General features: G+C 68.4%; 11 protein-coding genes and 1 pseudogene. 5 read left to right on the forward strand and 7 right to left on the reverse strand.

The window, feature by feature from the left end; translation table 11 throughout:
* Nucleotides 1-92 precede the first annotated feature (92 nt).
* A pseudogene (locus BM162_RS23225) lies at nt 93-536 on the forward strand (IS30 family transposase); the annotation flags it as partial.
* A gap of 12 nt (nt 537-548) precedes the next feature.
* Here the strand turns inward: BM162_RS23225 and BM162_RS22360 are convergent.
* The 4 genes from BM162_RS22360 to BM162_RS08955 are packed head-to-tail and all read right to left on the reverse strand — an operon-like array spanning nt 549 to nt 5,000.
* Nucleotides 549-1,397 carry a PPC domain-containing DNA-binding protein gene (locus BM162_RS22360; RefSeq protein WP_143096127.1) on the reverse strand — a complete coding sequence of 283 codons (849 nt, stop codon included), beginning with the start codon at nt 1,395-1,397 and terminating at the stop codon, nt 549-551.
* Entirely contained in the window at nt 1,394-2,992 is a 1,599-nt protein-coding gene (locus tag BM162_RS08945) for an acyl-CoA synthetase (protein ID WP_093421116.1), read from the reverse strand. Before BM162_RS08945 ends, BM162_RS22360 begins: the two co-directional genes overlap by 4 nt.
* A gap of 2 nt (nt 2,993-2,994) precedes the next feature.
* Nucleotides 2,995-4,164, reverse strand: coding sequence for an acetyl-CoA acetyltransferase (locus tag BM162_RS08950; RefSeq protein ID WP_093420651.1), 1,170 nt, complete (start codon nt 4,162-4,164; stop codon nt 2,995-2,997).
* On the reverse strand, nt 4,161-5,000 hold the full coding sequence (locus BM162_RS08955; protein ID WP_245759213.1) for an IclR family transcriptional regulator: 840 nt from the start codon (nt 4,998-5,000) through the stop codon (nt 4,161-4,163). The genes BM162_RS08950 and BM162_RS08955 overlap by 4 nt, the downstream gene beginning before the upstream one ends.
* 173 nt (nt 5,001-5,173) lie before the next feature.
* Between BM162_RS08955 and BM162_RS08960 the strand changes: the two genes are divergently transcribed.
* The 4 genes from BM162_RS08960 to BM162_RS08975 all read left to right on the forward strand — a co-directional run bounded on the left by BM162_RS08960 (nt 5,174) and on the right by BM162_RS08975 (nt 8,834).
* A complete protein-coding gene (locus BM162_RS08960) occupies nt 5,174-6,169 on the forward strand; it encodes a DctP family TRAP transporter solute-binding subunit (protein WP_093420657.1) in 996 nt (331 codons plus the stop codon).
* Between the two features lie 65 nt (nt 6,170-6,234).
* Nucleotides 6,235-6,729 (forward strand): TRAP transporter small permease, encoded by a 495-nt coding sequence (locus BM162_RS08965; protein ID WP_245759214.1) that lies wholly within the window; start codon nt 6,235-6,237, stop codon nt 6,727-6,729.
* Nucleotides 6,722-8,053, forward strand: coding sequence for a TRAP transporter large permease (locus BM162_RS08970; protein WP_093420660.1), 1,332 nt, complete (start codon nt 6,722-6,724; stop codon nt 8,051-8,053). The genes BM162_RS08965 and BM162_RS08970 overlap by 8 nt, the downstream gene beginning before the upstream one ends.
* Before the next feature lie 19 nt (nt 8,054-8,072).
* Nucleotides 8,073-8,834, forward strand: a complete 762-nt coding sequence (locus BM162_RS08975) for an SDR family NAD(P)-dependent oxidoreductase (RefSeq protein WP_093420662.1) — start codon at nt 8,073-8,075, stop codon at nt 8,832-8,834.
* Nucleotides 8,835-8,859: 25 nt separating this feature from the next.
* Here BM162_RS08975 and BM162_RS08980 read toward each other — a convergent pair whose 3' ends face one another.
* Genes BM162_RS08980 through BM162_RS08990 form a run of 3 tightly spaced genes read right to left on the reverse strand, consistent with a single transcriptional unit; the run spans nt 8,860 to nt 13,444 of the window.
* Nucleotides 8,860-10,515 (reverse strand): complex I subunit 5 family protein, encoded by a 1,656-nt coding sequence (locus BM162_RS08980; RefSeq protein ID WP_093420665.1) that lies wholly within the window; start codon nt 10,513-10,515, stop codon nt 8,860-8,862.
* Nucleotides 10,515-11,984: a complex I subunit 5 family protein gene (locus BM162_RS08985; protein ID WP_093420668.1), complete on the reverse strand. Its 1,470-nt coding sequence runs from the start codon at nt 11,982-11,984 to the stop codon at nt 10,515-10,517. The genes BM162_RS08980 and BM162_RS08985 overlap by 1 nt, the downstream gene beginning before the upstream one ends.
* Nucleotides 11,981-13,444 (reverse strand): complex I subunit 5 family protein, encoded by a 1,464-nt coding sequence (locus tag BM162_RS08990; RefSeq protein WP_245759228.1) that lies wholly within the window; start codon nt 13,442-13,444, stop codon nt 11,981-11,983. Before BM162_RS08990 ends, BM162_RS08985 begins: the two co-directional genes overlap by 4 nt.

Genomic DNA, 13,444 nt, shown 5'->3' on the forward strand with positions numbered 1-13,444 from the left:
GGCTTCTCTCGCTTCCCAGCCATTCTCTGGTCCTCTCCATAACGGGATCATTTTATCCCTGGGGGCGGACCACTCCAGCGGGGGCACTCCAGGTACGCCTGGAAGAGCTCCGCGAGGCGGTGGTCGCGCAACCGAAAGAAGGCTGATCGCCAGCACCGATTGCCGGTCGCCTGCTCCATGAAGGCCTTCCTGTCCGTGTCAGCCACGAGACGATCTATGCCTGCATTTACGGCTCCGATGGCCGATCCGCTGAGCTGGCGCACTATCTGCCCAGCCGTCGCAAGAAGCGCCAGGCGAGATATTCCCGCAGACCGCGCGACCAAGCATGTCCGCCAGACCGATCCATTCATGAGCGCCCGGAACACGTCTCGTCGCGCGAGACGTTCGGCGACTGGGAGGGCGATTTGATGATCTTCGAGCGCGCCCACGGCAACGCGAACGTCGCCTCGCTTATAGAACGCAAAACCCGCTTCGCCGTCCTCTTCCGCAACAACGACCGCAGCACCACGCATCTGATGAACCGGCTGACGGATGTCAGCAAATCTCCGTCAGCACATGCGGAACAGCATTTCGGCGGTCACGCAGACATTGTTGACGCCGCGCCGAAGAACGCCTTTCCGGAAGCTGCCGTCGAACCCGACCGAGGCGGCGGTGATCGCGGCTTTACCGTTGGACACCGCCCCCTCCGTGACTAGCACCTCGGTGGCGTAACTGTTGTTGCCCGCGCCTCCGACGAACGTGGTGCCTACCAGACTGCCAAGACCCTCGACCGCGCAATCCCTCATTCGGTGCGCCCGAGCAACTTGCTCCACCGCCTCGGTGACGTCGCTGTTGGGCCGCAGGGTGTAGAGCAGCCCCTGCGCTCCGCCGGCCGATGGCGCGCCGCTCGCAACCGGCGCAAAAAGAGAGAAGCCGGTCTCGGCATCGTCCTGCACCCGCAGGATCGCGCCTGAGATGCCCCACCCTTCGACCTTGACCTGCCGTGTCAGCGTGCGGCCCTCGGGCAACAGATGGCCCATCGCGCGGCGGCCGTCGGCGCCGCTCCAGATCCCGTGGCAATGGGCGAAAGGTTCCCCCGCCTTTTCGCCCAGGTGCAGGCCCGCGAAGTGGATGCAGGCTTTCTCTATGTGCCTCGTGTCGCTGTACCACGCGGCGCGGCCGTCGCCCGGTGCGGGCGCGGGGATGACGTAGTCGAGGGCTTCGACCTCGACATCCGAGAGCCGTAGATAGGCGGCGCGGTAACCCGCTGCCCCGACCGCCTGCACCAGCGCGTCGTGCAACGGGGCGTGCGCCGGAAGCGTCAGCGACAGCGGATGCAACCGGCACGGGACGGCCGAGTGACGGTCCGCCTGCACCGGCCCCGGGTGACGGATGCGCGCGCCGGGACCGGCCGTCATTCCACCGGCGCCGGCAGGTGTCCCCGCGCTTCCAGCTCGGCGCGGATCATCTTCTTGGTAATTTTGCCATAGGCGGATTTCGGCATCTCGCTCCAGAAGACGACGAAGCGGGGCATCTTGTAGCGCGCGACCCTGCCGTCGAGCCACGACAGAAGAGCGTCGGCGTCGGGTTCGGCATCCGCGCGGGCCACGCAGACTGCCACGCCGACCTCCCCCCATTTCGGGTCCGGCACGCCCAGAACCGCCACCTCCGAGATGTCCGGATGCTCCAGTATCTTCTCCTCGATCTCGCGCGGATACACGTTCGACCCGCCCGAGATGTACATGTCGGACTGCCGGCCGGTGAGGTAGAGGAAGCCCTGCTCGTCCATGTGGCCCAGGTCGCCGGTCAGGAACCAGCCGTCGCGGAAACTCTTGGCGTTGGCCTCGGGGTTGTCGAAGTAGCCGGCGAAGACGGCGGGTCCGATCACGGCGATCTCGCCCGTCTCGCCCGGCGGCAAGTCCCGCCCCTCGGCGTCCTGCACCTGAACCTGCATGCCGGTGCGGGCGAAGCCGCAGGTACCGATCCGCATGTGCCGATCATCGGCGTGATGATGCGTGGGCGGCAGGACGGTGATATTTCCCGTCACCTCGCCCAGCCCGAAATACTGCACCAGCACCGGTCCCAGCTTGTCCAGGGCGCGCACCTGGTCGGCGCGGTACATCGGCGCGCCGGCATAGATCATGTAGCGCAGGCTGGAGCGGTCGTGGACGTCCACCGACGGATGCTCGACGAGCAGCTTCACGATGGTCGGCACGGTGAAGAGGTTGCTGACCTTCCACCGCTCGACCAGCGACCATATCTCGACCGGGTCGAACTTCTCGCCCGCGGGCAGCACGGTCTTCACCCCGTGGGCCACCTGCGCAAGCTGGTGGATGCCCGCGCCGTGCGACAGCGGTGCGACCACGACCGAGGCGTCGTCGGGGCCCGTGTCCGGCATCAAGTCGCACAGGTGGTTGGTGACGACGAAGGCCATCTGCCCATGTGTGAGCACCGCGGCCTTGGGGCGGCCCGTGGTGCCCGAGGTGAAGAAGAACCACGCCGGGTCGTCGCGGTCCACCGCCACTGGCGCGAGCGGCTGGCCGGCGTGGCGCGCGACGAGCGCGTCGAAGTCCTCGCCGAAGCCGGACTCGCCGATCGAGACGGTGAACTCCACGTGCGGCGCGCAAGCTTCGGCGTGACCCGCGAACGCCCCGCCGCAGATCAGGCCGCACGCCCGAGAGGACTGCGCGAGCCATGCGACCTCTTCGGCCGACTGGCGATAGTTTGCGGGCACCCAGATCGCGCCGATGCGCCAGCAGGCGAACATCGACTCGAACATCTGGTTGCAGTTGGCCGACTGCACCAGCACGCGATCGCCCTTCCGTACGCCGTACTCCTCGCGCAGGGCGCGGGCGAAGGCGGCGGCGCGGGCCTCCATCTCGGCCCAGCTCCAGGTGCGCTCGCCCCAGACGAAGCCGGTGGCGTCGCCCAATCTCCGGGCGCTTTCGGTGAGGAAGTGCGACAGGTTCATCACGCGGGTCGAGACGGGCGCGTTGCCGCCGGACAGGTCGATGCTCAAGAGACGCGCTCCAGGATCGAGACGTAGTTGGCCACCGCCGCGCCGCCCATGTTGAACACGCCAGCGCGCTCGGCGCCGGGGATCTGCATGTCGCCCGCTTCTTCCGCCAGTTGCATCGCGGCCATCACGTGCATCGACACGCCCGTGGCCCCGATGGGGTGGCCCTTCGACTTCAGGCCTCCCGAGGCGTTCACCGGCAGCCGGCCGTCCTTCTGCGTCACGCCCTCGCGGATCACGCGGTGGCCCTGCCCCGGCTCGGCCAGGCCCATCGCCTCGTATTCCAGCAATTCCGCGATGGTGAAGCAGTCGTGGGTCTCGACCAGCGACAGGTCGTCGAGCGTCAGGCCCGCCTGTTCGAGCGCGGCGGCCCAGGCGCGGCGGGCACCGGCGAACTGGGTCACGTCGCGGCGGGACAGCGCCATGATGTCGTTGGCCTGCACCCGGGCGCGGAAGGCGATGGCGCGCTTCATCTCGGCAGCCGTTTCGGCATTGGCCAGCACCAGCGCCGCCGCGCCGTCCGAGATGAGCGAGCAGTCGGTGCGCCGAAGCGGCCCGGCGACCTGGGGGTTCTTATCGGAGACCGCGTTGCAGAAGGCCACGCCGAAGTCCTTGCGCATGTGCGCGAACGGGTTGGCCATGCCGTTGGCGTGGTTCTTCGCCGCGATCATCGCCAGCTCTTCCGAGCGGTCGCCGTAGCGCTGGAAATAACCGTTGGCGATCTGGCCGAAGAGCCCGGCAAAGCCCGCGTCGATGTCCGCCTCCTCCTTGCGATAGCTCGCTCCGAGCAGGATGTCCCCGACCTCGGCCGTGGGCGTGGCGGTCATCTTCTCGGCGCCCACGACAAGCGCGATGCGGCCGCGCCCGGCCTCGATGAAGTCCATCGCGCCGTGCAGCGCGGCCGAACCGGTGGCGCAAGCGTTCTCGTAGCGGGTGGCCGGGGTGTGGGCGAAGCGCTCGTCCCCCATCGCGACCAGCGCGCCCTGGAAGTCCTGCTTCGAGAAGCCGTTGTTGAACACGCCGACGAAGATGCCGTCAACGTCCTCGGGCGTGGTGCCCGCATGCTCGAGCGCGGGATCGACAGCGGCGGCCATCAGCGCCTCGGTGTCGGGAAGCTCGGACTTGCCGAACTGGGTGTGGGCCCAGCCCACGATCTGTGCCCGTGTCATCGTGCGGGGTCTCCTCCATTGGCCGACCGCGCGGCATAGACCTGCGCGAGTCGCTTTTCGATCTGCTCGGCCTCGGCCTGAAGCAGGCGGGCGAGCTCTTCACGTCGGGGGGTCTGCATTCGGCTCTCTATCGCGGCGAGCGACACGGCCCCGGCCACCGTTCCGTCGGGGCGGCGCAGCGCAACGCCGATGCCCCAGGAGTCGGGGAAGATCAGGCCAGGGTTGGTGGCGTACCCGGCTGCGCGGGTGCGCGCCACGTGGTCGCGCAGCATCTCTGTTGCGAGGCCCGGGTAGTCCGAGGCCAGCACGCCGGCATTCGCCCCAAGCACCGCCTCGGCCTCTTCCTCCGGCAACGCGGCCAGCATCGCCAGCGATCCCGCCCCGACCCCAAGCGGATGGTGGTTGCCGGGCATCAGCGCATGGGTCCGGATCGGATAGGTCCCTTCCTCGCGGTGCAGGCACACCGAGGCCGTGTCGCGGCGGACCGAGACGAAAGCGGTGTCGCCGGTCTCTCGCGCCAGGCGACGCAGGGCCTCTCCGGCCATCTCGAGAAGCCCGTGCCGCCGGGCCGCCAGAGTGCCAAGGACATACGCCTCCTCGCCCAGCCGGTAGAGGCGCGAGTCGGGGTTCTGCTCGACCAGGCCCGCCCGCATCAGCGCCAGCACCAGCCGTCTGGCCGTCGGCTTGTTCAGCCCCGATTCCGCCACAAGCGCGGTCAGCGACACACCCCTCTCGGGCTGCCGGCCGATCAGGCTGAGCAGCGCCAATGCGCGGTCCACGCTCTGCGTCCCGCCGGGCGGACTGGGGGGCACCTGCTGGTTCACGATGTGGACCACCTTCTTGCTTCCGATACCGTCTGAGCGATAAATTCCATGAGATTGTGAGTTTGCTAGCCGAAAATTGCAAGTTCGGCTTGTCTCCGGCAGCATTCTTTGATCCATATTGTGAACACTGCGGGCCGGGCGACCCCGAAGGACCCGCCGCAAAGAGGGAAAGTGGAGGAGTAACCATGACATTCGCCAAACTCGGCGCGACGACCGCCCTGGCCGCCGTGCTCGCCGTCACCGCCGCCTCGGCCGAGACGCTGCGCCTGTCGCACAACACCGGCGACACCACGACCTGGCATCAGGGCGCCGAGCGCTTCGCCGAGCTTCTGTCCGAGAAGACCGGCGGCGAGATCGACGCGCGTGTCTTCCCCAACGCCCAGCTTTCGGGCGGCGACCAGATGCGCCAGGCCGAGATGGTGGGCCGCGGTGCGCTCGACCTCGTGGTGACCTCGGCGATCAACGTGACGCCGCTGGTGCCCGAGATGGCCGTCTTCTCGCTGCCCTACCTCTACGCCAACTACGACCAGGTGGACGCGACGACCCAGGGCGCGCCGGCAGACCTGCTCGAGGACATCCTGCGCGACAAGGGCATCGAGGTCCTGGCGTGGGGCGAAAACGGCTTCCGCGAGGTGACCAACAACGTCCGCCCGATCAAGTCGCCGGCGGACATGGAAGGCCTGAACATGCGCGTCGCGGGCCCGATGTACATCGACGTGATGAACGCGCTCGGCGCCAACCCCCAGCAGATGCAGTGGGGCGAGACGCTGACCGCCCTGCAGCAGGGCGTGGTCGACGGGCAGGAGAACCCGATCGGCGCGGTGATCATTCCGCAGCAGGTCTACGAGGTGCAGGACTACATCACCACCTGGCACTATTCCTACGACCCGATCTTCCTCGGCATCTCGAAAGAGAAGTGGGACAGCTACGACGCCGAGACGCAGGAACAGATCCGTGCCGCTGCCGAAGAGGCGATGGCCTACCAGCGCGAGATCACCCGCGAAGGCACGGCCAAGGGCGTCGATTTCCTGCGCGAGCAGGGCATGGAGGTCTATGAACCGTCGGACGCCGAGCTTCAGGCGTTCCGCGAAGCGACGCAGCCCGCCTTCGACCAGTGGGCCGAGCGCGTCGGCCCCGAGATCGTGTCCGCCTTCCAGGACGCCATCGCGGCGACCGAGTGACGGACACGCGCGGGCCCGCAAGCCGGGCCCGCGCCACCCCCTGATTTTCCCCGAGGACGAGAGCGGTGCTGGCCTTCATCCTGCGCGAAGCCGAGAAGATCGTGTGCGCGATCATCTTCCTGGCGATGACCCTCCTGGGCTTCGCCAACGTGGTGGTCAGATACGGCACCAACTTCTCGCTCGCCGCGACCGAAGAGCTTCTGACAAACGGGTTCCTGCTGCTGACCATCTTCGGCTCGGCCATCGCCGCGCGGCGGGGCGAGCATCTGGCAGTGACGCTCGTCCACGACCTCCTGCCCCGCCCCCTGCGCGTCGCGGTGTTCCTGCTGGCGGCCGCGCTGTCGGTCCTCCTGCTGGCCATGTCGGCCTACTTCTCGTGGCAGGTGCTGATGAACCTCGTGGACAACGGCATGCGCTCGTACGCGCTCGGCCTGCCCGCTTGGTATTACCAGGCGGCCGTGCCCTTCGGCTTCGCGCTGATCATCGTGCGCTATCTCCAGCACGTTCACGAGACCGTCGGCGCCCGGGCGCCTGAGCCGCAGGCCTATCCCGATGTCTGAGTTCCTGCCCGACATCTCGGCCGGCTCGCAGATGATCATCGCCTTCTTCGTGTTGATGGCCCTGCGTGTGCCCGTGGCCTTCGCGCTCGGCCTTTCCGCGATGTACGCGATGTGGCTGATCGGCTTCGGCTTGGAACTGGCCGGCGATCTGATCGCGACCGGCATCACCAAGTTCTCGCTGCTGGCGATCCCCTTCTTCATCCTCGCCGGCACGCTGATGGGCTCGCTCGGGATCGCCGAGCGGATGATCCGGTTCTTCCGCGTGCTCATCGGCTCCACCCCCGGCGGCATGGGCGTCGTGGGTACCGTGGTCTGCCTGTTCTGGGGCGCGGTCAGCGGCTCGGGCCCCGCATCCGTGGCGGCGATCGGCCCGATGATCATCAAGGGGATGGAGGAGGACGGATACTCCCGCGCCTATGCCTCGGGCCTCGTCTGCACCGGCGCGGCCCTGTCCATCGTCATCCCGCCGTCCATCGGGCTCGTCATCTTCGGCGTGATCGCCGAGACGTCGATCTCCCAACTCTTCATCGCCGCCATCGTGCCGGGCCTGTTCATGGGCCTGACGATGCTGGCCACCCTGCCCTTCGCCAAGAAGCCCGGTCATGGCGGCGCGCCGAGCCTTGAGGCGCTGGATCCCGCGCCCTACGGGGGCCAGCCCTATGGCCGCCGCCTCTGGACCGCCTTCCGGGAGTCGTTCTGGGGCCTGATGACGCCGGTTGTGATCCTGGGCGGCATCTACTCGGGCGTCTTCACCCCGACCGAAGCGGCGCTGGTGGCCACCGTCTATGCCCTGGGCGTCGGCGCGCTGGCCTATCGCACGCTCACCTTCCGGGGGCTCTACGACGCGCTGAGCGACGCGGCCGCGTCCTCGGCCGTCGTGATGCTGGTGGTCGCATATGCCAGCCTGTTCGGCTGGGTGGTGACGGTGGACGACCTGATCGGCACCTACTCGACCGCGCTGCTGGGGATCAGCGGGAACGAGTGGGTGATCCTCATGGTCATCATGGTGATCCTGCTGATTGCCGGGATGTTCATGGACCCGGTGACGGTGATGTTCATCTCTCTGCCGATCTTCCTGCCGGTGACGCGAGAACTGGGGTGGGACCCGGTATGGTTCGGCGTGATGGTGATGGTGAACCTCGCCATCGGGCTGATCACACCGCCCGTCGGGATCAATCTCTACGTCGCCGCCAACGTCACGCGGCTTTCCATCGAGCGCATCGCGCGGGGCGCGCTGCCGTTTCTGCTCACCAGCATCATCGGCTTGGCAGTGATCGCGGCGCTGCCCGGCCTGTCGCTGGCGCTGGTTGCCTTCATCAAATGAGATTCAGGGAGGAGTGGACATGACGCGCAAAGTCGCCGTGGTCACCGGCGCGGCCCGTGGCATCGGGCTCGCCACGACGAAGCTGTTCCTGGCCGACGGCTATGCCGTCGCCATGATCGACCGCGACGCCGACGCGCTGCACGATGCGGCGGGGCAGTTGCAGGACGTGCACCCGGTGGTCTGCGACGTCTCGCACCCCGATCAGGTCGACGCGATGGCGGCGGAGGTCGCGGGCGCGTTCGACCGGGTCGACGCCCTGGTGAACAACGCCGGCGTCGCCGATTTCGGGCCAATCCAGGAGCACGACTTCACCCGCTGGCGGCGCGTGATGGAGACGAACCTCGACGGTGTGTTCCTGATGTCGCAGGCGCTGGTCCCGCACCTGCGCGAGACGCGCGGCGCCATCGTCAACATAGCCTCGATCTCGGGCCTGCGGGCCAGCACGCTGCGCGTCGCCTACGGCACGTCCAAGGCGGCGGTGATCCACCTGACCAAGCAGCAGGCGGCGGAACTGGGCGAGTGGGGCATCCGCGCCAACTGCGTCGCGCCGGGGCCCGTGGACACGAAGCTCGCCCTCGCCGTGCACTCGCCCGAGATCCGGGCTGCCTATCACGACGCCATCCCGCTGAACCGCTATGGCAGCGAACAGGAGATTGCGGAGGTAATCGTCTTCCTCTGCTCCGGCCGCGCGAGCTATGTCACGGGCCAGACCGTCGCCTCCGACGGCGGCTTCGGCTCGACGGGCATCGGACTTCCTGCACTGCGCGGGCAGACCGCCTGATCGCGGCGGGCTGCCGGGGCCAGCGTCACAGAAGCAACAGCGGGGTAAGGCCAAGCGCGAAGGCCAGCAGGAGCAGGCCAGCCGTGTCCCATCTCGTCAGCAGACGCTCCAGCCGCTCGGGGCGAAGGGCCGGGCGGATCTGCGGCCGCGGGAATGCGAACCTCAGGTGCCGGTGCGCAGCCCGCCTGACGGCACGCTCGACCGGCACCACGAGGTCGCCGGGGGGAACCGGAGGGCGGGGCGGCCGGAGCGCCCAGGCGGCGCCCCCGATCACCGCGCCGGCGACGAGCGGCCAGATACCGCTCAGCAGGTTCGATGGCTTCAGGATGTACGCCGTCTCGAGCCCGGCGAAGCCGAGCAGGACCCAGGGAAGGAGCAACGCCGCAGCGATCGCGGCGTAAAGGGGGGCGGACAGCGCAAGGCCGGCACGCGCTCCGGGCGCGTCGGCGGCCTGGAAGCGAAGCAGATACCAAAACCGCAGCAGAAGCAGCCCGGTCCCCGCGGCCGATGCCGCGACAAGCGTCGCTTCCGGGCCATGGAACGCGCTTTTCAGCGCGGTCTTCGTCGCCCCGCCACCCGTGAAGGGAAAGCCCGCCACCGAAAGCGAAACGACAGCGACGACGGCCAGCAGCGGCCACAGCCGCTTGCGTGGTGTCCGGTGTGCCACCCCCGTCGAAAGGAAAAGCGCACCCTTCGCCAGCCCGTGGTGCGCGGCATAGAGCGCGACCAGGTTGAAGACGTGCGGCGGGTCGTTGGCGGCCAGTGCCACGCCGACCGCCGCGATCATCAGGCCCATCTGGCTGACCGTGGAATAGGCGAGCACCGCCTTCACCTTTGTCTGCGTCAGCCCCGCGAAGATGCCGAAATAGGCGCCGATGAGCCCCGCCCAGACCAGCAGCGTGCTCCAGCCCTCCATGCCTGTGCCGGTCGGGAAGAACTGGATCATGCCGAACAGCCCGGCCTTGACGATGGCGCCGCTGAGCACCGCCGAGGCCGGCGTCGGCGCCTCGGGATGGGCCAGAGGAAGCCAGACGTGGAGCGGAACGAGGCCCGCCTTGATCCCAAGACCGACAAGGAGGAGCCCGAGGATCAGGTCGCCCTGCGGCGCGGTCGAGATGGCCGCGCTGACCTCCGGGATCATCGGGCTTTCCGCCTGGACGCCCGCGAGGATCAGCCCGGCAAGGAAGCTCGTCTCGCCGATCAGGGCGAGGATCATGTAGATCCGCCCGGCCCGCAGCGCGGCGCGGGTCGCCTCGTGCACGATGAGGATATAGGCCGGCAGCGACACCGCCGTGAAGCTGGCGTAGAAGGTGATCGCGTCTTGCGCCAGGAACACGCCGAGGTTCCCCGCGAGCGTCAGGCACCAGAAGCCGGTGAAGACCTCGCGCTTGCCGGTGTCGCGCATGTAGGCGGTGGCGAAAAGCCCCGCCAGCATCCACAGGAACGCGGACGCTGCAAGAAACAGCGCCGACCTGTCGTCGAGGCCCAGCCGCATCCCGAGGAGGATGTCGGCGGCGTCCGCCTCGCCGCGTGCGCCGAAAACCGCGAGGGCGAGGGCGGGCAAGGGCGCGACCGGCAACATCAGCAGGGCGTGCGCCCGCATCCTCGGCAGGACGGCCAGCAGACCCATCCCCAGCGGCACGGCCAAGACAGCAAGCGGAAGCAGCGGGCCGGGAAGCATCACGGTGTATACTCCCGCCCGACAATGAGGGTGGCCCAGCCGAGCGGACTGTAGGCGAATGCGGCAAAAAGACCCGCGGCCAGCGCCGCGGCCGCCGTGATTGCGGGCGGCACCACGAGCGCGGCCGGCACTTCGCGCTTGGCGGCGGCGGCGTGCGGTCCGGGTGCGCGAAACCAGATGCGCGTCAGAACCGGCAGGAAGTAGGCGCAGTTCAGAAGCGACGAGGCCGCGAGCACCGCGACCACCCACTCGTGTCCTGCACCCACGCCCCCTAGCCCCAGGTACCACTTGCTGACGAAGCCCGCGATGGGCGGCAGGCCGATCATTCCGAGCGCGCCGATGGTGAAGGCCACCGACGTCCAAGGCATGCGCGCGCCGATGCCGTCGAGCTCGTCGATGTCGTGAATGCCGGCGCGCTCGTCGAAGACGCCGGCGCAGAAGAACAGCGTGATCTTCATCAGCCCCTGATGCACCAGGTGGACGAGCCCCCCGATGGTCGCGTAGGGGCTGAAGAGCGCCGCGCCGAGCAGGATGTAGGACACTTGGCTAACCGTGGAGTAGGCCAGCAACGGCTTAAGTTGCCGCTGCCCAAGTGCCATGAGCGACCCGAAGAGGATCGTCGCCGACGCCGCCAGCGCGAGGGGCAGGGTCATGCTTAGCTCGTGGACCAACTCGATGCCGTAGACGTCATAGACGATCCGTACGATCCCGAAGGCCCCCGCCTTGACCACGGCGACCGCGTGTAAAAGCGCGCTCACAGGGGCCGGGGCCACCATGGCCGCCGGAAGCCACCGGTGCAGCCCGACAAGCGCGGCCTTCACGCCAAGCCCCGCGACCAGGAGGACGAGGATGCCGCGCGCCGTCCAGTCCTGCATCGCCGCCATCTCGGCCGGCACGGTGAACTCGACGGGGCCGACCGTGCTTTCCAGCCAGACGATGGCGAACAGGAGCACTGCGCTGCCCGACATGGTGTAGACGAGGTACCGCCGGCCCGCCCGGATCGAGGCCGCGTCGCCCCAGTGGACCACCAGGGGCCAGGTCGCCAGCGTGAGGAGCTCGTAGAAGAAGAACAGCGTGACGAGCGTGCCCGAGAAGGCGATGCCGGTGGTCGAGAACACGCACAGGCTAAAGAAGCCGAAAAAGCGGCTCAGGTTGCGGCGGCGCCCGAAGTACCCGATGGCGTAGACGGTGGTCAGCAGCCACAGCACCGTGGAAAGCGTGACGAACAGCAACCCAAGCGCGTCGAGCCGCAGGACCATCGGCAGGCCGGGAACGAGGTCGAACGAGGTTTCGTAGATCCGGCCGCGGTTGACCTCGGCGACCAGGAAGACGACGAGGCCGAGCTTCACGAGCGCGCCGCCGAGGTTCAGCGCGTTGCGCAGCCGGACCCTCTCTTCCGGCAGGAAGAAGGTGATGATCCCCGGCACCAGGGCGCTGCCCAGGATGAGGGCCGGCAGGAACGGCGTCATTCCAGCCCCTCCTCGGCCGCGATCGGCCGTCCGGTCTGCAGGAACGCGTACGGCGCCGACGACACGATCCCCAACAACAGCGCCAGCGCGGCGAGCGTCAGCGGCACGGCCTGCTGGCGCCGGGGAACCGCGACCGTCTGTACGTGGCCGTGGAAGAATGTGCGGGAGAGCGGTCGGAACACGTATCCGGCGGCGAGAACACCGCCCGCGACGATGACCGCGGCCCAAATGAACTGCCCGCTGGAGAATGCGGCGGTCAGCAGCAGGTACTTAGCGACGAACCCGCCGCTCGGCGGCAGGCCCATGATCGTGACCGAGGCCAGCCCGAAGGCGAAGGCCGTCATCGGCATGCTCTGCGTCAGACCGTTCATCGCCGAGACCCTGTCATGTCCCGCCGCATGCACGACGAGCCCCGCCGCCAGGAACATCGCAGCCTTGGCCAGCGCGTGCGAGACGGCGTGGAAGGTCGCGCCCGTCCAGGCACCTGCCGACCAGACCTGCGATAGCCCGTCTCCGCCCGCCAGCGGGAAGATGAGGAAGAGGTATCCGAGCTGCGCAACCGTGGAATACGCCACGAGCCGCTTGAGTTGTGTCTGGCGCATCGCCAGCACCGACCCGTAGACGATCGCCGCTGCGCCGAGAGTGCCGATGAACTGGAGCGCCGCCTCGCCCGGCAGGTCCGGCGCCACGTCGAACCAGAAGCGGATCAGGACGAAGAACGGCGCCTTGGGGACCAGTCCCGAAAGCATGGCGCTCGCCGGTGCCGGCGCGCCCGCATGGGCCGGGGGCAGCCAAGCGTGGAACGGGAAGAGCGCGGTCTTCGCCGCAAGCCCGGTGGTAATTAGAGCCGCCGCGACGATGCTGTTGGTGCCCTGCAGGTCGGCCTGCGACAGTAGGGCGATATCAAGCGTTCCGTGCGCGGCGTAGAGGAGTACGACCCCGAGGAGGTAGGCGAGCGACCCGAACAGGGCGAAGAGCGCGTAGCGCATCGCCGCCTCAAGCGCCTCGGCCGTCTCCTCGAGAGAGACGAGGGCCAGCGTCGCGAGCGTCAGGAATTCCAGCGACACGTAGATGTTGAAGAGATCGCCGGACAGGAACGCCGCGTTCAGCGCCGCCCAGACCAGGAAGGCCAGCGGCCAGAAGGCCCAGCCCTTCCGCGTCTCGCGGTCCCGGTCGGCGAATTCCGGAAGGGCGGCCAGCAGCACCGCCGTCATGACCAGCGCGGTCGTGGCGAGCAGGGCCCCCGAAAGCCCGTCGACCACGAGCGCGATGCCCAGGGGCGCCTGCCATCCGCCGACCGGAATGCGGTGCGCGCCCTGCTGCCAGACCTCGGCCACGGTCATGCCGGTCAGCCCCAGCACCACGAGGATCGCCAAGCCCACCAGCGGTCGCGGCAATGGCCGCACGACGGACGCGAAGGCTGCCGCGAGCGGCACGATGATGCAGAAGACCGGGGCCAT

The sequence above is a fragment of the Tranquillimonas alkanivorans genome (assembly GCF_900115595.1).
GTDB classification, from domain to species: Bacteria; Pseudomonadota; Alphaproteobacteria; order Rhodobacterales; family Rhodobacteraceae; genus Tranquillimonas; species Tranquillimonas alkanivorans.

Bases quoted from the DNA above. Each gene is read 5' to 3' on its own strand.
- BM162_RS22360 (WP_143096127.1), bottom strand. From the start codon at position 1,397: ATGACGGCCGGTCCCGGCGCGCGCATCCGTCACCCGGGGCCGGTGCAG.
- BM162_RS08950 (WP_093420651.1), bottom strand. From the start codon at position 4,164: ATGACACGGGCACAGATCGTGGGCTGGGCCCACACCCAGTTCGGCAAG.
- BM162_RS08960 (WP_093420657.1), top strand. From the start codon at position 5,174: ATGACATTCGCCAAACTCGGCGCGACGACCGCCCTGGCCGCCGTGCTC.
- BM162_RS08970 (WP_093420660.1), top strand. From the start codon at position 6,722: ATGTCTGAGTTCCTGCCCGACATCTCGGCCGGCTCGCAGATGATCATC.
- BM162_RS08975 (WP_093420662.1), top strand. From the start codon at position 8,073: ATGACGCGCAAAGTCGCCGTGGTCACCGGCGCGGCCCGTGGCATCGGG.
- BM162_RS08980 (WP_093420665.1), bottom strand. From the start codon at position 10,515: ATGCTTCCCGGCCCGCTGCTTCCGCTTGCTGTCTTGGCCGTGCCGCTG.
- BM162_RS08985 (WP_093420668.1), bottom strand. From the start codon at position 11,984: ATGACGCCGTTCCTGCCGGCCCTCATCCTGGGCAGCGCCCTGGTGCCG.
- BM162_RS08990 (WP_245759228.1), bottom strand. From the start codon at position 13,444: ATGGCCCCGGTCTTCTGCATCATCGTGCCGCTCGCGGCAGCCTTCGCG.